The following is a 17,941-nucleotide window of genomic DNA, read 5'->3' on the forward strand; positions in this document are numbered from 1 at the left end:
ATCCCTTTAACGACCTCGCTCGCCGCGCCTTTAGCCGGCTGGAGATCCTTCCATGTCGATTGAACACCTGCTGCGCGGCGGGAGCGTCGCCGCGTGGATCATCTGCATCGCCTGCCTTTTGCCGGCGGTGCTTCGCCTCGTGCGCTTCCGCGGCCGCTATCTCGACGGCCTGTGGGGCACCGTGTTCCTATTGGCGGTCAACCGGCTCGCCTTCCTGACCCACATCTCGGCCGAGGCATCGCTGGCGACCGCCATCGTCCTCGCCCTGACGATGGCCTATCTCTCGACCTGGTATCAGCGTCATGACGCCTGACCACGTCGAGAACGCCAAGCAGGCGGTGCAGCACGTCGCGGTCACCGGCTTCTCATGGTCGGCAACCCTGCTGACGATCCTCAACCTGCTCGTCGGCAGCGCGCTCGTCGCGTGGATCAAGCTGCGGCCGAAGATGCGCGAGCTGGATCAGAGCGCCGACGCCAAGCTGATCGAGACCCTGAGCGCGCGCGTCGAGACGCTGGAAAAGCGCATGGACGCCGACCGGCAGGCATTCGACCAGAAGCTCGACGCGGAGCGTCAGCGGCATGAGGCCGAGGCTTCCCTGCTGCGCCATCGTGCCAATAATTCCGACCAGTGCATCGATGCGCTGATCCTCGTCCTCGAGAATGCCGACGACGTGCCCGACAAGGTCAAGCGCGCGGTTATCTCGATCAAGGAGATGCGCGACCGGCAGCGCACCGCGCAGGCCCTGGAGAAGGGCGCGATGACCGGCGCCAAGATGGCGGCGGCGACGGCTGTCACCGGCGCAGTCTGATCTCGCCCAGCCGGCCCGTGTGCCTTTCCGCTGCTAAGCGATCCCGATCACGTACGCCGCCAGAGGCGCCGCCGATAGGATGCCGGTGACCCCGGCGAGAAGCGCGCTCGCGAACAGATATTTGGACATCGTCATCCCCCTGCCTGTGCGCTCGTTTGTAGCGGCGGGCCTCCTAAAGGCTGGTTAACCATGAGCATCGATCCCGCGTGGCTCGTCCGCGCGCGGGCGCTCGTCGGCACGCGTGAAGCGCCCGGCGTCGCCAACAATCCGACCATCATCGGCTGGGCGCGCGCGCTCACGATCAAGGTGCTGGGCGTCCTCTACAATGCCGACAGCGTGCCGTGGTGCGGCGTGTTCGTCGCCGAAAGCTTCCGCGAGGCGGGCGTCGACCTGTCGAGCATGAAGATCGGCGTGCGTGCGACGAGCTGGGCGACGTGGGGCAAGCCTGTCGCGCGCGACATGCTCGCGCCCGGCGCGGTGCTAGTGTTCCAGCGCCCCGGCGGTGGCCACGTCGGCTTCTACGTCGGCGAGGATCTGACGGCCTTCCACGTGCTGGGCGGCAATCAGGGCGACCGCGTGTCGATCGTCCGGATCGAGAAAGCGCGCTGCATCGCCGCCCGCTGGCCGTCCGATCAGCCGCTGCTCGGCCATCCGATCCTGATGACGGCCGCCGGCGTGCCCGCCTCGACCAACGAAGCCTGAAAGGACCACACATGTCCGACCTTCCCGCGCCGGCCGCCACGGCCGTACATGCCCTGCTCGCATCGTTCGTCCGTCACGCCCTCGTCGCCGCCGGCTCCGCGCTGGTGACGCGCGGGATCGTCGACCAGGGCGCGGTCGACGGCTTCGTCGCCACCATGGTCGAGACGATCGTCGGCACGCTCATGGTCGCCGGCGCCACCGGCTGGGCGCAGGCGCGCGCCTTCCTCTCCCATACCCGCTGGGCGGCCGCATGGGCGGCGCTCAACGCCGAGCCCACATCTCTTCCCGTCGCTGCCGCCGGTCAGGCCGGCAGCGCTGGTCCAGTCGCCTGACCTTCAATCGGAGAACACCATGTCCAAGCTTTTCGTCGGCTTCCTCAGCTCCGCGCAGCTGACCGCGCTCCACGCCGCCGGCCATGCGGTCGAGCAGTTCGCCCTGTCCGAGACGCAGAAGGTCGTCGCCACCCTCAAGACGACCTCGATCGGCGCCACCGTCACTGCCGATATCAAGGCGCTGAAGGACTCGACGCTGACCGGCGCCGAGAAGTTCGAGCAGGTGGTGACGAACACCGCACCGCTCGTCCTGTCCTATGTCACCGGCGGCGGCCTCGCCTCGCTGGCATCGGACGCGGCTGACGTCGCGCGCGAGCTGGTGCAGTCGCTCTACAATGACGTCGCGTCGGCGCTGAAGCCGTCCGCTGCCGCCTGATCCGAGCGGCGGAGGGGCTTAGCGCTCCTCCGCCAGCGCGGCGTCGATCATGTGCCGCCAGAGATCAGCGTAGAAGACGATCCAAGGGTCAACGTTTGCTTTGGCATTCATCACTTCGTCTGCCGCCGTGCTGCGGAGGATGCTGTCCTCCGGCTCGCGCATGGCGGCAATAACGGCACGGGCTGGCGTGATGAAAGATCGCCAGTCGACGTCTCCTTCAGGCACTCGCATGGATGGCGACGCGTCATGCCCTCCCGGAGGATTGCTCGCCAGCCCGCACAGGGATCGAGCCACCCGCTCGATCATGGTCGTTTCGGTCATGCGATGATGTCTTTCTGTTGCTTATTGCCCATCGCAAGAGCGACCACTTCGGCGATGCCGCGCTCCACTTCCTCCAGCGCCTGCGCCATGGGATGGCCTCCAAACGCTCCTTTCTCGGACGGCCCGAGAAACGTGCCATAGCCCTGCCGTGCCAGCGCCGCGCGAGCAGCGTCGGCGATCCACGCCGAGCGGTTCGGGGCGACGGCGTCAATGGCGCGAAGCAGGTTGCCGTCAAGGGAGACCAGTACGCGCTCTACCTTCAATGGCGCATCCACGCGGATTAGGAGGTAAGCGACGTCGTCGGCGCCGTCGACCGCCTCGATATCGTCCAATGCAGACGGCGCAGGCAGATTGTCCTTGTCCTTCACCATGGCGGCGACGTGCAGCGCAAGCGCGCCCTCGGCGTTCAGCGCCGCCTCGTTGACGGTCGCACCGTTTGCTACGCAGCCGGGAAAGTCGGGGAAGGTAACGCCGAGCCCGCTCGCGCTGCGGTCGATGATGGCAGGGTAATAGGTGGCGGGCATAGGTTTTCTCCGTGAGATACGCAGTATATCAGATCAGAAGGCGCATAGGAAGATTGGGCCTTGTCAGGGCCGCAGTCTCAACCCTGTCGCCTTCTCGATCGAGATGATGTTGCGGAGGGACAGGTCTTTGACCGGGTGCTGAAGCGTGATCTTCACGCCGCCCTTCTTGAACTGCCAGTGATCGCCGCGCGTCGCGACATGCTCCCAACCGTTGGCCTTCAGCGTCTTCATGATTTCCCGGCTGCTCAACATCGCTCGTCCCTTCCGATATACGCCGTATATGCATTCGAGCGGACGGATGCAAGAGCAAATGATATATCGCGTATATATTTCCTCATTCTTGCGCTTGCTGTCGGTGTGCGGCCTAATTCCTCGTCGGCCGACTCGGCCGCACGGGGGAATGGCCATGCGGAAGATGGGTTTTGCAATTTGCGCTGCTGTTATACTTGGCACGCTGACTTATGCTGCGGAGACGAGAGCGCAGCCGGCGGGGCAGACACGAAACTGGATACCCGCCGGATCGTCTAACAACGCGGCGTACTTTTTCTCATCTAACACGAACGAGGTGGCGATGTGCTCGGCCCAAAACGTCGCCAATCCTGTGACTTGCACGAGGACTGGTGTGCTGCCGAAATAGCCAATCAGTCTTAATCGCCTGCGCGCGCGGTTTTTTGGTCGCTTCCAGATCGAGGAGGTGCCGGTCACCTATACGATCGGTCGGCGAACGGCCGCGCCCAGCGGACGGGCGAGCTGATCATCAACGCATAAAGAAAGGGCGCTCGCCGTTACCGGGAGCGTCCTCGTATTCTCGGACGGTGTGGTGATCAGCCGAAGCTGACACTCACCCGCTGGCGACGGCGCATTGCACCGCCGACGACCCCGAAACCACCGACCATCATCGCCCAAGAGGCTGGCTCTGGAACAGCTGGGGCGTTCGAGATAGTAATCGAATACTTAAACCCGTCGGCGTCTTCCGCCATGAACGAGCCGATGGTTATGAAAGGATTGTTTACACTGCCAGTGAACAATTTAGCTCCGGTGAGCGGCGTATAGTCGGCATTGGAATATTGAATAATAGCTCCACCGGAGCTAAAAAAAGAGACTCCCAATATCTCGTCGAAGAAACCGGTCTGGTTTGAGACGTGGACGAAGAAATGATCCTGATGATAATAGGGGTCGACATACACACCATACGGTGTTGGATTACTGTCGATCTCGAAGGTGCCAGCGTCAGGTCCTACAACGCTCACCAGCAGCGTGGCGGCGGATGCCGCAGAGCCAATCGCAAATGCGCTCACAAGCGCAGCCGCAGCCAAAATCTTCTTCATGTTACCCCCTACCCCGACTCGGGCGAGGACCGCGCGAGCGCGCAGCGCCTAACAGGCGGTAAACGAACGGTAAATAAGGCCGGCGGGGTAAGAACCGCAAAGATGGTTAATACCGCTCCCCTCCGCGCCCTGCACCCGTATGCGCGGGGGTGAGGCTTTGCATCACGCGGCGCTATTGGTAACATAAAGAAAGGGCGCCCGGCTTGCCGGGCGCCCTCGTCTATTATTTCGGGCGTTTGATCGTTTCGACCACCGCGCCCTTTTTATTAGCCTGGGCCTGCTTCACCGGAATAAAGCGCCCGGTGCTCGCGTTGCGTCCAATCTTCATTCTCATCTCCATCACTTGGTGATGAGGTCAGCGCATCTGCCGGTCCTGTCGGGTGCCGGCCACAGGGTCGCTGCGGCCGGCTGATCAATGTTACGCGTCCACCAGGATGGGGAACACGCGCTTGCCATACTGCTTGGCATAGACGCGCACGCCCTTCACCGTGATGTACGGGCGGAACACCAACCGTTTCCCTTTGGGAACGGGAGGGTACACGCTGCACCTCCAACGATGCGACCGGATGATCTTGGCGACGCAAACTCAACGTGCTAAAGCACGGCTTCTCACAGCAGAGGTCTGCGCCGTCGCACCTGCCAGTTTTGGTCGTGCTCATGGCAAGAAATCTGGAAAGGCCCCGAGTTTGCGCTCGGGGCCTTTTTTGGTTTTAGCCGCAGGCCGCCTCCAGTTCATCTACCGCTGACCATTTGCCGAGCCCCGAGATCCCACTCCCAGCCTCTTGCCAATCGTCGTTTGCAGCAGCAGCCTCATCAAGCGCGGCGGACTCGCGATGGAATATAAACTCCAATTCCTCTGGCGAGAAAGCTGCGACCGGCTTCATGCCGTCAAACATCTTCCTCAGCAGATCATGCAGTTTGGACTTGAGTTCACCTTCTTCCATCTTGTGAAGCTTCGCAGCCTCTTCAAACAGGAAAACCCGCGCCCAGCGCTCTGCCATTGTGGTCAGGGGAACGTGCCCATTTTCAACCTTCGACAGGTGCTCGGTTTTGAAGTCGAGAATGCGCGCAAGATCGGCTTGCGAGACACCAACTGCCTTTCGCAAAAACTTCAATTCCGCGCCATTCAGCTTCCGGTCGTGTGCGAGACGCGCCATAACGACCGAGCGTACTAGACCCTCGAAATCCGGAATGGTGTAGTTCACCATCTCTCCGTTTCGATCGAACTGCGCAGTCACGCAATCCGTCAAAACAACTTTGAATGGAGCGCCCAGGTCGACTGCGTGAAAAGCGTCCACAATCCTGGTCTCGCCTCCCTCGTGCAGCTTGTTCGCCATAGCTATTGATCCCTCGTGGAAGTTAAATGAAGTGAGCGTCGGGCCCAATCAGGCTACATCGATCAACTCAACATGGAGATCGCTAAACCTGAAGGTCATCGTAACATCGAGCTGTCCACCATCAACGAGATTGCCCCGAACAATCCAGAGGCCCTCACGGTCGCGCATCCCGCTATAAATTACGCGTCCGTTCATCATGACATTATAGACGTCCGTGAGATCAGCCTCCAATTTTTGCAATTTGCGTGAGACCGTTACCGGAACGGTCAGGCGATAGCGGCATTCAGCGATGTGGTTGACGCAACTGGTTTCGAACTGAAACTCTAACTCCATCGCAGGCTCGTCTGCTGCCATGATTAGCTCCCTGACTGGCTCACGAAGCGCGTCATACAGGGAACCCAGCAATTTGCCAAGTCTCCATTGATGGTCGAGTGTTAACGCTTGTAGCTTCGACAGTCCGGGCGTCTCCGCCGGCAACGATAGTCCAGATCGGGTGCGATCGGGACCTCTCAGCCGATCTGCTGCAGCGACCGCACCGCGGCCTCGGCCATCTGGCGAAACGCCTTCTGCCACATGATCCCGGCTTCATCCCAAGGGATGTCGATCCGGCTGCACCACATGTCGGCCGCCAGCTTCTCGATCACGGCCTCGCGGTCGTTGGCCGTGCACAGGCGGCAGCGGTGGTCGGTCATTCCGGATCAGGGCCGCCAAGCTCGCGCTCATCGATCCGGAAATAGCTCGCCAGCATCCGACGATCGTGGCCGCCGAGCAGTGTTGGGCTGCCTTGGCGCACATAGCGCCGCAGATAGCCCGCGCTGCGCCCCATCAGCTGCTTCAGGCCGGCATAGTCGCCGTCGTCGTGCTGCTCGATCAGATCGCGCAGGCGCCCACGCGCTTGCTCGGGCGTCGCCTGCACGACAACGCGGCGCCATAGGGCAGGGCGGGTCGGCGCGTTCATAGCGCCAGCCACGCGCGCTCGGCATCCTCGAGCTGCTCGAACATATCTGGATCCGCGCCGAGCAGCACCAGCCGAGCGTGCGCATCGGCGACGGTGGCGTTGCGCGGGAAGCCGCGGTCGCCGCGCGCGGCCCTGGCCAGCTCATCGATCCAGTCTCCGCGATCCTGCTGGGCCAGCAGCCAGCGCCCGAACGGCTCGCGATCTTCAACGGTGGCCATAGCCAGCATCCTTGCGACTCATTGCCGATCTCCTTTACACGTTGTTCCGTTTTTGTTCTAGAGAGGAGCAAGAGCGTTTCCGGATGAGCTATCCGCCGGCGACGCGCCGTTCGACGGAGGCGGTGGAAATCGAACAAGGCGGATTTCTAATCCATGGTACGTTCCATGGTATAATGCGACCGTAGCGACGAAAAGTCGTTGTTTTACAACGGCAGAAGGCGGATTATTCAATGGCCTCCCGCTCCGCCACGGATTTGCGATTTATCGAGTGCTTTTGCCTTCGGGCGCCTGGCTCGCGGAGCGAGGCGGGGGCGATCTGCGGCTGCCTGCAAGATCGCGTGCACGGATGGTGTCCCGCCTTCTACTGCGGTGACCTGGCAACCCGAATTGCGAAAACCGGGAGGCGAAAAGAGGGGCGGCCGGGGCCACCCCTCGATGGTGTTATACGACGCGGCGACCGGTGATGAGCTGGTAGACCAGCACGACGAGCGCGAGCACCAGGAGCAGGTGGATCAGCCCACCGCCCACAGGCACGACAAATGCCCCGAGCAGCCACAATATGAGCAGGATCACGACGATGGTGTAGAGCATTGCAGTTCCTCCCTGTTGGAACTGCCGATCAACCGCCTCGCCCCTGCGCAGTTCCCTCAGCCCAGCAAATGCGCTTTCGCCGACGCAAGCGCATCGCCGAGTGTCTTGGGCTTGCGGCCGCGACGGGGCTTTGGCGCGGTGACCGTCTCGACGGGCTTCGGGGCGACCTTGCGGCCCAGGCCGCTGGTGAGGGCGAGGTTTCGGCGCTTCTCCGAATAGTTTCCGCTCACCATCGGATAGTCGGCCGGAAGCTTGAATTTCAGGCGATATTCCTGCGGCGTCTCGCCATGCGCGGTTTTAAGGTGACGCTTCAGCATGGTCTGCTTTTGAGCGCATTCGAGGCAGACGATGTAGTCGGGCCTGACCGATGCGCGGACGGATACCGCAGGCCTGACCGTGTCCGTCGTTTCGACGGTCGATGCCGCTTCGCCAAGGCTGGCGAGCGCGGCATGAACGCTATGGATGAGCGCGGGCAAATCCTTGGTGTGGACGCTGTTGTTCGCGACGAACGCCACGGCGATATCTGCAGTCAGATCTTTCAAATTGATGGGGTCTGCTTCTGCCATGTTCGTCACCTTATCGGAGGGGTGGCGACGGCATAAAGAGCGTGAATTAATAATCAAGAAAACAAGCGATTTTGCGCATGACTTGCTTGTCATCGCGATCGTCGGGCGCCGTTCCTTTACACCTCCGCGTCCGGCCTCGTAGATGCCGACATGTTCGAGCCGATCACAGACGATGATATCGCTACAGTCGCGGCGCTCATGAATCGGGCCTATCGTGGCTCTGCGGCACAAGCAGGCTGGAACTCGGAAGCGGCATATATTGCGGGCGATCGAACCAACGAGACACTCCTGCGCGCCGCCATCCTCGCAAACCCGGAAGCGTTGTTCCTGAAATGGGTCGAGCATCCGAACGAGACGGTACTTGGCTGCGTTTGGTTGCAGTCGCTCGATCATGATAGCTGGTATCTTGGCTCGCTTGCCGCCGAGCCGAGCCGGCAGAATGAAGGGCTTGGCCGCACGTTGCTGGCTGCCGCCGAAGCCCTTGTTCGCGCGCAGGGGGGCAAACGCATCCGCATGACGGTCGTCAACGTCAGAAGCACTTTGATCGCGTGGTATCTGCGTCGCGGCTATCGGCTCACCGGCGAGACCGAGCCATTCCCTTATGATGACGATCGTTTCGGCACGCCGCTGCGGGACGACCTGGCGTTTGTCGTTCTGGAGAAAGACCTCACGTCAGACCGCGCCTCCGTCTAGCGGCTTGCTCGCCGGGTATCGCGAAGGCGGATGGCGGGCGTTTGGACACCGGCGAGGTGCGATGAACCGACGCGCCGCGCGCAGCGCGAGCGTGCCGATCCGCAAGAGCCGCGCCTGCAGGTTCGGAGCATCTGAAGCGCGCATGCCCCCATGCACGATTAGCATGGCCCGTGGATTGGCGGCCCGGCCGCGTTTTGCTAGCCGCTCTCCAGTGATCGGAAAAGTCGGACCGCGCGATCTTCGCTTGGCACGCCGGCCTGGTCGGTTTGACGTGATCCGGCGGAAACGTCCATAGTGCTGACCTTTTTAACGGTCCGCGGCGGGGCGTCGCTGCCCGTGTAAACGAGAGAGAGTAGCCTTGACCTATACCGAAAACGTCCTTCATTTCGCAAAGCTCGGAGAGACCAAAGCCGAGGCGCTCGCGCGCGCGCCCGGTGCGTTCATGGTCGGGGCGCTCCTCGGCGGCGCCTATATCGGGATCGCCCTCATTTTGGCGTTGACGGTGAGCTCGGGGCTGCCCGCTGGCGTCCGGCCGCTCGCCGCGGGTGCGGTCTTCGGGCTTGGACTGCTGCTTGTCCTGTTTGCCGGTGCCGAACTGTTCACCGGGACGGTGATGTACGCTGTACTGGGCGTGGGGAAGGGGCGACTTTCCCTGGGCCGTGCGATCGTGCTGACCGTGGTCGTCCGGGTTGGCAATCTGGTGGGGGCCGCATTGCTCGGCTGGATCTTCGCGGCCGGGGGCGGCGGTGCCGTGTTCGGCGCACCGGCGCCGTTCCTGCACGATTACGTTGCCCACAAGATCAGCCCCACGCCGTTTGCGCTCGTCGCCCGGGCGAGCCTCTGCAATTGGCTCGTCTGCCTCGCCATTTGGGCACCGGCGCGGCTGAAGGACGATACCGCCAAGATCTTCGCGATGGCGTGGTGCCTGCTCGCATTCGTCGCCTGCGGCTTCGAGCATTCGGTGGCGAACATGACGCTGTTCACCCTGGCGCTGCTCGATCCGACCCCGCTCGTCGACTTCGCCTCGGCCGGCTATAATCTGCTGTGGGTGACGATCGGCAACATCATCGGCGGCGGCCTGTTCGTCGGCGGGGCATATATGCTGATGGCCCGCGGCGATGCTCCGGCAGCAGGCGACGCTGCCCGGTCGTGACGATGGCATGGCGCCCCCGATCGCGACCGCGCTCGCGCATCGCCGACGGGGGCAGCGATGCAGATCCGGTTTCTTGAATATCTGCTCGCGCTTGCGCAGGAGCGGCATTTCGCGCGCGCGGCTCGCCGCTGCAACGTCTCGCAGCCGACCTTGTCCTCGGGGCTCGCCGCGCTCGAGCAGCAGGTCGGGAAAAGGCTGGTCGAGCGCGATCGGCGCTTTCAGGGGCTGACCCCCGAAGGGTTGGCGATCCTGCCCTGGGCGCAGCAGATCGTCGCCGCGCATGACGGCCTGTCGGCGGCCATTTCTGCGACGCAGGGACAGCTGGCGGGCATGTTGCGGCTGGGGGCCATCCCCGCGGCGATGCCCGCCGTCGGTTTGCTTGCCAGCGCGATCACCACCGCCAACCCCGGACTGGAGGTCAGCGTTCGATCGCAGAGTTCGCGCGATATCGTGCGGGGGCTGGCAGCCCATGAGCTGGATGCCGGTCTCACTTATGTCGATCATGAGGCGCCGACCGGGGTGATCGCCGTCCCGCTCTATCGCGAGCGGCCGATCTTTCTGATCGCCGCCGATCGGGCGGGCGACTTCGGCGATGCGGTGACATTGGCCGAAGCGCTCGCGCAGCCTTTGTGCCTGCTCCATCAGGACATGCAGAACCGCCGCATCCTCGACGAGCATTTCGCCCGACACGGCCTGACCGCGGCGCCGCTGGCGACGGCCGACACTTACGAGGCGTTGATCGCCATGGTCGGATCCGGCGGGTTCAACAGCCTGATCCCCGACAGCTACGGTCTGCTCGTCCCGCCATGGGCCCGCGCATTGCCGATCATGCCGGCGCTGGCGCCGACCCGCGTCGGGCTCGTCGTCTCGGATCGTCAGCCGCTTTCGCCGATCGCTGAGGCCGCGCTCAAGGCGGCGCGCGCAATGTCGCTGCCCGCACCGTTCGACAGTGCCGATTTATAGCCGACGTCTATCATAGATTAGCGAAGTCGATTTGATCGGCGCTCGGCGAGGGCGCAGGCTGGAACGCTCGCGAAGCAATGCTGCAGACCACAGGAAGCTGCCATGTCCGATCTCACCCCATCGACCGACGACACCGATCGCACCGTTCCGGGTGTCGAGCCCTATGACGGGCCGGCAGGCGGGTGGGGCGCGTTGAAAGCCGTCGCGCTGGCGGTGCGCGAGCAAATGGGCGCCTCGACCGACACGCGCGCGCTGCTACAGATGAACCAGCCCGACGGGTTCGACTGCCCCGGCTGCGCATGGCCCGATCCCAAAAAGACCTCGTCCTTCGAATTCTGCGAGAATGGCGCCAAGGCGGTAACCTGGGAGGCGACCGCCAAGCGCGTCGATCTCGCTTTCTTCAAGCGCCACAGCGCGACCGAATTGTATGGCTGGTCGGACTATGATCTCGAAAATGCCGGGCGCCTGACGCATCCGCTACGCTACGATGCGGCGAGCGACCATTTCGTGCCGATCACCTATGACGAGGCCTATGCGCGGATCGGCGCCGGCCTCAACGCGCTGGCGGATCCTAATCAGGCCGAATTCTACTGCTCGGGCCGCGCGTCCAACGAAGCCGCCTTTCTCTACCAGCTGTTCGCGCGCGCGTTCGGGACCAACAATTTCCCCGATTGTTCGAACATGTGCCACGAGGCGACGAGCGTCGGGCTGCCGAAGTCGATCGGCATCGGCAAGGGCACCGTCACGCTCGACGATTTCGAGCTGGCCGATGCGATCTTCTGCATCGGCCACAATCCGGGCACCAACCATCCGCGCATGCTCTCGACGCTGAGCGACGCGGCCAAACGCGGCGTGCCGATCGTCGTCGCCAACCCGATGCGCGAGCGCGGGCTCGAGCGCTTCAAGTCGCCGCAGCATCCGTCCGAGATGCTGACGACGCATTCGACCGAACTGGCCTCGGCTTATCACCAGGTCCGTGTCGGCGGTGACAGCGCGATGCTGAAGGGCATGATGAAGGCGCTGTTCGAGGCGGATGCCGCGGATCTCGATGCCGGCGGGCAGGGGCTGCTCGACCGCCCGTTCATCGCCGAGCACACGGTTGGCGTCGACGAACTCCGCGCCGATGTCGAGGCGGTCGCGTGGGACGAGATCGTCACGCGCTCCGGGCTGACCCGCGACGCGATCGAGAGCATGGCGCGGACCTATTGGCAGGCCGAGCGCGTGATCCTCTGCTACGGTATGGGCATCACCCAGCATTCCTACGGCACGTCGAACGTCCAGCAGCTCGCCAACCTGCTGCTGCTGCGCGGCAATATGGGCAAGCCGGGCGCGGGCATCTGCCCCTTGCGCGGCCATAGCAACGTCCAGGGCGACCGCACCGTCGGCATCACCGAGATTCCGACCGAAGCGATGCTTCAGCGCCTCGACGCGCGCTTCGGCATCAAGAGCCCGCGCGCGCACGGCCACAATGCGGTCGAGGCGCTCGCGGCGATGCGCGACGGCCACGCCAAGGCGCTGATCTCGCTCGGCGGCAATCTCGCGGTGGCGATGCCCGATCCCGAGGCGAGCTTTGCGGCGTTCCGCAAGCTCGATCTGTCGGTCAGCATCATCACCAAGTTCAACCGCACCTGCCTGCTGCTGGCGCGCGAGACGATCGTGCTGCCCTGCCTCGGCCGGACGGAACTCGACGTCCAGGCGGGGGGCTCGCAATATGTGACGGTCGAGGATTCGATGTCGATGGTCCATGCCTCGCGTGGCAGGCTCAAGCCGGCGTCGCCCGATCTCCATTCCGAACCCGCGATCGTCGCCGGCATCGCCAAGGCGACCTTGCCGCATGTGCCGATCGCGTGGGACGCGATGATCGCCGATTACGACCTGATCCGCGACGGGATCGAGGCGGTCTATCCCGATTTCTACGATTTCAACGTCCGGGTGCGCCAGAAGGGTGGCTTCCGCCTGACCGTCGGCGCGTCGGAGCGGGTGTGGAACACGCCCGACAAGAAGGCGCATTTCATCGTCCATCCGCTGGCCGGCGCGTCGGGAGCGGAGGGGGCGCTGCTGCTCACCACCGTGCGGAGCCACGACCAGTACAACACCACCATCTACGGCCTCAACGATCGCTATCGCGGCGTCACCGGCCGCCGCGACGTGATCTTCGCCAATGCCGATGATCTCGCCGAACTGGGCCTATCGCATGGCGATCGCGTCGACATCGATGCCGGGCCGGGGCGGACGCTCGACGGCTATACCGTCGTGGCGCACGCGATCTCGCGCGGGTCGCTCGCCGCTTATTATCCCGAGGCAAATTGTCTGGTGCCGCTCGAGGATCATGATCCGCTGAGCGGCACGCCGTCGTACAAATCGGTGCGGGTGACGATGCGCGCCGCCGCAACTCCGCACGCCGTAGCGGCCTGAGGAGCGCGGACGACCCGATCCCGCCGATGGAACCCGGCGGCGGGGCCGTCGCTTGATCTCCGGGGCTTTGACCCAGCGGAGGATCGGCGACGATGACAGAGGCGACATGGGGCGACGACGCGAAGACGCCGCCGATCGACTGGCGCATGAGCGCCGCGCTCGAGAATGTGCCGCGCGGCGATGTCGACGTGGCCGAGGTGACCAGCCTCGAAGGTGCCGTCCGAGCGTGGGCCAAGCTGGACCCCGATCATCGCGCGGCGGCGATACTGACCGTGGAGCATCCGGTGCAGATAGACGGCGCAGTGACGCAATCGTTCGCCGGTGAAGGAATCGCCATTCTGGTCGAGCATCTGCCGGCCGCCTCGGTTGATCAGGATCGCGATCCACGATCCTGATCGCGAAAGTGCGACGTCAGAACGGATAATAGCGGAAGCTGACGAAGCCCATATTCTGACTGGCCCACGGCGCGCCGCCCGCGCCTGCGAAAAGCTGGCGCTGCGTATAGCTGTATTGCATCCCCACTTCTGCCTGGCCGAACGAACCCTGATAGATCTTGTCCCAGAAGCCGCCGGTGATCTGCCGCACCTGATGCGTGTCGCCGGCGCAGATGCCGCCCGCCGTGAAGCAGCCATTATTGTCCGCACCGATATTGCCCAGACCGATCTGTTCGTACGGCTGACGATCCTGCCGTTCCTCGCCGGCAAAACCGTACAGATCAAGGCCTTTGGTCGCGTGCAGGGTCAGCCCCGCCAGCACCGCGGTTTCGGTGATTGGGTGGATCTTCCCGTCCGGCGAGAATGTCACATCGGGAAGGCCGGAGGTGCCGTAGCGGCCGACACCCGTGCCATGCAGCCCGGTCAGACGCGCATCGAGCAGGCCGGGCAGCAGTTGCGCCTCGACGCCCCCGCCAATGCCATAGCCATGCGCGCTTGCATTGCTTCCGGTGAGTAGGTGAGCATCGAAACTGCGCATCATCCCGAACGTCTCGACATGCACGCCGTGGCCGGCCAGATCGGCTTCATAGGCCAATTTGCCGATGACATCCGGCACGTGGTTCAGCGACAATCTGTTTGCGGCGTTGAACCACGCCCCGCCGCTTGCCGTCGCCACGACGGTGGGCGGTGTCTTCCGGCCAAACGATGTCTGGGGGTTTTCGACCGAAATCGCCGCCCACAATGTGTGATCGAGGAAATCGGCGGCGAGACGCACGCCCGGCTGGCGCGTCCATACGAACCCGGGAATGAATTGCGCGTCGATCTGCGGGGGGAGGGACTCGTTGCGCGGCGTGATGCCCTTCGCGTTCATCGTTGCCAGCGACCAGCTCTGGCCGGCGAGAAAGTGCCAGCCATGGTCGCCGCGATCCCAGTCGATCGTGACGTAGAGGTTGCGGACGCGCGGATTGTAGCTGTTGCTCTCGACCGAGTTTGCCGTCTGGGCAGCCCCCAGGAAATCGATCTCGCCATAGGCGCTGAGCCTGGTGTTCGCGTTGACCGATCCCTCGGCGAGCAAAGATATCCGGCTCTGGCGTGCCGAAAACCGGCCTTCGGAAACGTGGCTTTGACGCACGTTGGGGAAGGGTATCAGCAGGTTCGAACCGACGTCGGTCCCCTCGAAATGCTGGCGGTAGACCCCCGCAAGTTCGAGGAATCCGCCCGGAGTCAGCGTGATTCCCTTGTAATAGAATTTGTCGCTATGATGCTCCTTGGCGAGTGCCGAGGCGATCTTCGCGTCCATTTGCGCGGGCGTTACCGAAGGTGCGTCTGCCATCGGGGCATGGGTCGCCTGAGCCTCAGAGGTCGATCGGGCGGCTGTTTGTGCGGCGACGGGCTGCAGCCCGTCGCGCTTCGCCATCTGCGACCGTAGGGCGCTTAGCTCCGCCTCGAGCCCGTCGACCCTCTCCATCAGCGCACGGATCGCCGCGGCCGCATCTTGGCCGCTTTCCTGCACATGATGGCGGTCTGCGGCCGAGATCGGCTCAGGAGCCATGACCGAGACCGCGGCAATCGCCATGATGCCGAACGGCGCAGTTCGACAGCGAGTGAAAGGGCGAGCCTCGGCGTTAAATCCTGCCGAAAACAAACGTCGGATCAAAATGATTCATCCTGTCGAGAGAGAAAGGCGAATGCTCTCTCGCGGGCAGATCATCCAATCCAAATCATGAATTGCCCTATTCAATCGCGGAATGATCGAATGTACTATACATAATGCCAATATAGGTTGGTGATTGTCAATATATTGGTGTGAGCGATCTTGCGGATCGCCAACCCGTTTCAAGAGGGTTTGCGGGCAAATCCGCGTCCCAGGCCGCTATGAGCCGCGGGCGAGCATGGCATGCGCGCGTGAAGACGCGACAATCGAGATCGTCTTTTCTCCTGGCGGAAAAGCACCCCCGCGATCGGCTAGTGCAACGGGCAACGAGGGCTTATTCGCGCGTCGGGAGGATCGCCCTGGGCCGCCGGTGCGATGACGACGAGCGCAAATGATACCGAAGGAACTGTCATCATGGCTGAAGGCAACCACGCGAGTGTCGATCAGACTGCCGGTCATTATCAATATCGCGCGGGGCTGAACGTAGCGACCTGCCTCGCTTCGTTCATCGAACAGCGGGCGCTGCCCGGCACGGATATCGATTCGGATCATTTCTGGCACGGCGTCGCCGATATCTACGACCGTCTGGCGCCAGAGAATGCGCGACTGCTCGCCGTTCGTGACGAGCTGCAGGCGAGGATCGACACGTGGCTCGAACAGCGCGCGGGCCAGCCGATCGATCAGGCCGACTATCAGGCGTTCCTGCGCGAGATCGGCTATCTCGTCGACGAACCCGCGCCGTTCGCGATCTCGCCGCGCAACGTCGATCCGGAGGTCGCCAGCCTGTCCGGGCCGCAGCTCGTGGTGCCGATCCTCAATGCGCGCTTCCTGCTGAACGCGGCGAATGCGCGCTGGGGAAGCCTGTATGACGCCCTCTATGGAACCAACGCTTTATCGGACGCGCCTGCCGGCCATGGTTATGATCCTGCACGGGGCGCCGAGGTCATCGCATGGGCGAAAGCGTTCCTCGATCGCGTGGTTCCGCTGGCGACCGGCACATGGTCCGATTGGACGGGCGGCGTCCCTGCGTTGGCCGATCCGGGCCAGTTCGTCGGCATGGCCGGAGAGCAGCTGCTGCTGCGTCACAACGGGCTTCACATCCAACTCGTCATCGATCGCGATCATCCGATTGGCCGTGACGACCCTGCCGGCTTGGCCGACGTGGAGCTCGAGGCGGCCCTGACGACGATTGCCGATCTGGAGGATTCGATTGCCGCGGTGGACGCCGCGGACAAGGTCGCGGTTTATGACAATTGGCTCGGCCTGATCGACGGTACGCTCGAAGCGCGCTTCGAGAAGAACGGGCGGGTGGAGACGCGCCGGCTCGCGCAGGATCGGCAATATGTCGCGCCGGATGGCTCGGCCTTTACGCTTCCGGGGCGCAGTTTGATGTTCGTGCGCAATGTCGGCCATCTCATGACGACCCCCGCGGTGCTGCTGCCCGACGGATCGGAGGCGCCCGAAGGCATTCTCGACGGTATCGTCACGGCGCTCATCGCCAGCCGCGACGTCAACGGCGCGCGCGCGAACAGTCGTGCCGGATCGATCTACATCGTCAAACCGAAGATGCACGGCCCCGACGAGGTCGCATTCACCAACCGCCTGTTCGATGCGATCGAGGATCTGATCGGGCTGGAACGGCACACGATCAAGGTGGGCGTGATGGACGAGGAGCGGCGCACCAGCGCCAACCTCGCCGCGTGCATCGCGGCGGTGAAGGATCGCCTCGTCTTCATCAACACCGGCTTCCTCGATCGCACCGGCGACGAGATCCACACGTCGATGGCCGCAGGGCCGATGATCCGCAAGGGCGAGATGAAGGGTGCCCCGTGGATCAAGGCCTACGAGGATCGCAACGTACAGATCGGGCTTGCCTGCGGGCTGGCCGGGCGCGCGCAGATCGGCAAGGGCATGTGGGCGGCGCCCGATCGCATGGCGGACATGCTGCGCGAGAAGATCGCCCATCCGCTGAGCGGGGCGAGCACCGCATGGGTGCCGAGCCCGACTGCGGCGACGCTCCACGCGACCCACTATCACCTCGTCGACGTGGCGGCGCGTCAGGAGGAGCGCCGGTCGGAACCGGTCGCGCCGCTGGACGCACTGCTGACCGTTCCGATCGCGCAGGGGCACAATTGGGCGCCGGACGAGATACGCGAGGAACTCGAAAATGACGCGCAGGGTATCCTCGGCTACGTCGTGCGATGGATCGATCAGGGCGTAGGGTGCTCGAAGGTGCCCGACATCCACGACATCGGCCTGATGGAGGATCGCGCGACCCTGCGGATTTCGTCGCAGCTGCTGGCGAACTGGCTGCGGCACGGCGTCGCCACGCGCGACGAGGTCGAGACGGCGCTGCGCCGGATGGCGGCCAAGGTCGATGCGCAGAATGCGGGCGATCCCGCCTATCAACCGATGACCGGGCACGAGGCGGACAGCCTCGCCTATCAGGCGGCGCACGCCTTGGTGTTCATGGGCGAGGCACAGCCCAATGGCTATACCGAGCCGTTGCTGCACCGCTACCGCGCGGCGGCCAAGGCGCGCACGGCCGCCTCGGCAGCGTAGCGGCC

Annotated in this window: 25 protein-coding genes; 12 read left to right on the forward strand and 13 right to left on the reverse strand. The window is 63.7% G+C overall.

Features of this window, described 5'->3' with window-relative positions; genetic code table 11:
• Positions 1-52: 52 nt before the first annotated feature.
• The 5 genes from K8P63_RS07150 (at position 53) to K8P63_RS07170 (ending at position 2,219) form a co-directional block, all read left to right on the forward strand.
• Positions 53-313: a hypothetical protein gene (locus K8P63_RS07150; RefSeq protein ID WP_223799126.1), complete on the forward strand. Its 261-nt coding sequence runs from the start codon at positions 53-55 to the stop codon at positions 311-313.
• The gene (locus K8P63_RS07155) at positions 303-809 is read left to right on the forward strand and encodes a hypothetical protein (protein ID WP_223799127.1); all 507 of its coding nucleotides are present in this window, start codon (positions 303-305) and stop codon (positions 807-809) included. The genes K8P63_RS07150 and K8P63_RS07155 overlap by 11 nt, the downstream gene beginning before the upstream one ends.
• 189 nt (positions 810-998) lie before the next feature.
• Positions 999-1,511, forward strand: coding sequence for a TIGR02594 family protein (locus K8P63_RS07160; RefSeq protein WP_223799128.1), 513 nt, complete (start codon positions 999-1,001; stop codon positions 1,509-1,511).
• Between the two features lie 11 nt (positions 1,512-1,522).
• Complete coding sequence (locus K8P63_RS07165) at positions 1,523-1,843, forward strand: Pam3-gp28 family putative phage holin (RefSeq protein ID WP_223799129.1); 321 nt, start codon at positions 1,523-1,525, stop codon at positions 1,841-1,843.
• A 19-nt stretch (positions 1,844-1,862) separates the two neighbouring features.
• Positions 1,863-2,219: a hypothetical protein gene (locus K8P63_RS07170; protein ID WP_223799130.1), complete on the forward strand. Its 357-nt coding sequence runs from the start codon at positions 1,863-1,865 to the stop codon at positions 2,217-2,219.
• An 18-nt stretch (positions 2,220-2,237) separates the two neighbouring features.
• Here K8P63_RS07170 and K8P63_RS07175 read toward each other — a convergent pair whose 3' ends face one another.
• The 12 genes from K8P63_RS07175 to K8P63_RS07230 form a co-directional block, all read right to left on the reverse strand.
• Positions 2,238-2,540: a hypothetical protein gene (locus tag K8P63_RS07175; RefSeq protein ID WP_223799131.1), complete on the reverse strand. Its 303-nt coding sequence runs from the start codon at positions 2,538-2,540 to the stop codon at positions 2,238-2,240.
• The gene (locus K8P63_RS07180) at positions 2,537-3,064 is read right to left on the reverse strand and encodes a type II toxin-antitoxin system HicB family antitoxin (RefSeq protein ID WP_223799132.1); all 528 of its coding nucleotides are present in this window, start codon (positions 3,062-3,064) and stop codon (positions 2,537-2,539) included. Before K8P63_RS07180 ends, K8P63_RS07175 begins: the two co-directional genes overlap by 4 nt.
• Positions 3,065-3,127: 63 nt before the next feature.
• On the reverse strand, positions 3,128-3,313 hold the full coding sequence (locus K8P63_RS07185) for a type II toxin-antitoxin system HicA family toxin (protein ID WP_223799133.1): 186 nt from the start codon (positions 3,311-3,313) through the stop codon (positions 3,128-3,130).
• A 210-nt stretch (positions 3,314-3,523) separates the two neighbouring features.
• Positions 3,524-3,769 carry a hypothetical protein gene (locus K8P63_RS07190; protein ID WP_223799134.1) on the reverse strand — a complete coding sequence of 82 codons (246 nt, stop codon included), beginning with the start codon at positions 3,767-3,769 and terminating at the stop codon, positions 3,524-3,526.
• A gap of 119 nt (positions 3,770-3,888) precedes the next feature.
• Entirely contained in the window at positions 3,889-4,392 is a 504-nt protein-coding gene (locus K8P63_RS07195; RefSeq protein ID WP_223799135.1) for a PEPxxWA-CTERM sorting domain-containing protein, read from the reverse strand.
• Positions 4,393-5,102: 710 nt separating this feature from the next.
• Entirely contained in the window at positions 5,103-5,729 is a 627-nt protein-coding gene (locus tag K8P63_RS07200) for a helix-turn-helix domain-containing protein (RefSeq protein ID WP_223799136.1), read from the reverse strand.
• A 48-nt stretch (positions 5,730-5,777) separates the two neighbouring features.
• Positions 5,778-6,083: a hypothetical protein gene (locus K8P63_RS07205; protein WP_223799137.1), complete on the reverse strand. Its 306-nt coding sequence runs from the start codon at positions 6,081-6,083 to the stop codon at positions 5,778-5,780.
• A gap of 155 nt (positions 6,084-6,238) precedes the next feature.
• The gene (locus K8P63_RS07210) at positions 6,239-6,421 is read right to left on the reverse strand and encodes a hypothetical protein (protein WP_223799138.1); all 183 of its coding nucleotides are present in this window, start codon (positions 6,419-6,421) and stop codon (positions 6,239-6,241) included.
• A complete protein-coding gene (locus K8P63_RS07215; protein WP_223799139.1) occupies positions 6,418-6,687 on the reverse strand; it encodes a hypothetical protein in 270 nt (89 codons plus the stop codon). Before K8P63_RS07215 ends, K8P63_RS07210 begins: the two co-directional genes overlap by 4 nt.
• Positions 6,684-6,905, reverse strand: coding sequence for a hypothetical protein (locus K8P63_RS07220; protein WP_223799140.1), 222 nt, complete (start codon positions 6,903-6,905; stop codon positions 6,684-6,686). Before K8P63_RS07220 ends, K8P63_RS07215 begins: the two co-directional genes overlap by 4 nt.
• 441 nt (positions 6,906-7,346) lie before the next feature.
• Positions 7,347-7,496 carry a lmo0937 family membrane protein gene (locus K8P63_RS07225; RefSeq protein WP_223799141.1) on the reverse strand — a complete coding sequence of 50 codons (150 nt, stop codon included), beginning with the start codon at positions 7,494-7,496 and terminating at the stop codon, positions 7,347-7,349.
• Positions 7,497-7,552: 56 nt separating this feature from the next.
• Positions 7,553-8,062: a MucR family transcriptional regulator gene (locus K8P63_RS07230; RefSeq protein ID WP_223799142.1), complete on the reverse strand. Its 510-nt coding sequence runs from the start codon at positions 8,060-8,062 to the stop codon at positions 7,553-7,555.
• A 150-nt stretch (positions 8,063-8,212) separates the two neighbouring features.
• Here K8P63_RS07230 and K8P63_RS07235 point away from each other — a divergent pair, with 150 nt between their 5' ends.
• From K8P63_RS07235 to K8P63_RS07255, 5 genes are all read left to right on the forward strand, one after another.
• Entirely contained in the window at positions 8,213-8,755 is a 543-nt protein-coding gene (locus tag K8P63_RS07235; protein WP_223799143.1) for a GNAT family N-acetyltransferase, read from the forward strand.
• Positions 8,756-9,113: 358 nt separating this feature from the next.
• A complete protein-coding gene (locus tag K8P63_RS07240; protein WP_223799144.1) occupies positions 9,114-9,908 on the forward strand; it encodes a formate/nitrite transporter family protein in 795 nt (264 codons plus the stop codon).
• A gap of 57 nt (positions 9,909-9,965) precedes the next feature.
• Positions 9,966-10,871 carry a LysR family transcriptional regulator gene (locus tag K8P63_RS07245; protein WP_223799145.1) on the forward strand — a complete coding sequence of 302 codons (906 nt, stop codon included), beginning with the start codon at positions 9,966-9,968 and terminating at the stop codon, positions 10,869-10,871.
• A 102-nt stretch (positions 10,872-10,973) separates the two neighbouring features.
• The gene (locus K8P63_RS07250; protein WP_223799146.1) at positions 10,974-13,286 is read left to right on the forward strand and encodes an FdhF/YdeP family oxidoreductase; all 2,313 of its coding nucleotides are present in this window, start codon (positions 10,974-10,976) and stop codon (positions 13,284-13,286) included.
• 146 nt (positions 13,287-13,432) lie between these two features.
• Positions 13,433-13,681: a hypothetical protein gene (locus K8P63_RS07255; RefSeq protein WP_223799147.1), complete on the forward strand. Its 249-nt coding sequence runs from the start codon at positions 13,433-13,435 to the stop codon at positions 13,679-13,681.
• A gap of 16 nt (positions 13,682-13,697) precedes the next feature.
• Here the strand turns inward: K8P63_RS07255 and K8P63_RS07260 are convergent, their stop codons facing one another.
• Positions 13,698-15,020, reverse strand: a complete 1,323-nt coding sequence (locus tag K8P63_RS07260; protein ID WP_223799148.1) for a hypothetical protein — start codon at positions 15,018-15,020, stop codon at positions 13,698-13,700.
• Between the two features lie 250 nt (positions 15,021-15,270).
• Between K8P63_RS07260 and K8P63_RS07265 the strand changes: the two genes are divergently transcribed.
• Together K8P63_RS07265 and K8P63_RS07270 are read left to right on the forward strand one after the other, a co-directional pair.
• Complete coding sequence (locus K8P63_RS07265) at positions 15,271-15,447, forward strand: hypothetical protein (protein WP_223799149.1); 177 nt, start codon at positions 15,271-15,273, stop codon at positions 15,445-15,447.
• A gap of 341 nt (positions 15,448-15,788) precedes the next feature.
• Positions 15,789-17,936 carry a malate synthase G gene (locus K8P63_RS07270; protein ID WP_223799150.1) on the forward strand — a complete coding sequence of 716 codons (2,148 nt, stop codon included), beginning with the start codon at positions 15,789-15,791 and terminating at the stop codon, positions 17,934-17,936.
• Positions 17,937-17,941: the final 5 nt, after the last annotated feature.

It is taken from the genome of Sphingomonas nostoxanthinifaciens (genome assembly GCF_019930585.1).
GTDB lineage: Bacteria > Pseudomonadota > Alphaproteobacteria > Sphingomonadales > Sphingomonadaceae > Sphingomonas_I > Sphingomonas_I nostoxanthinifaciens.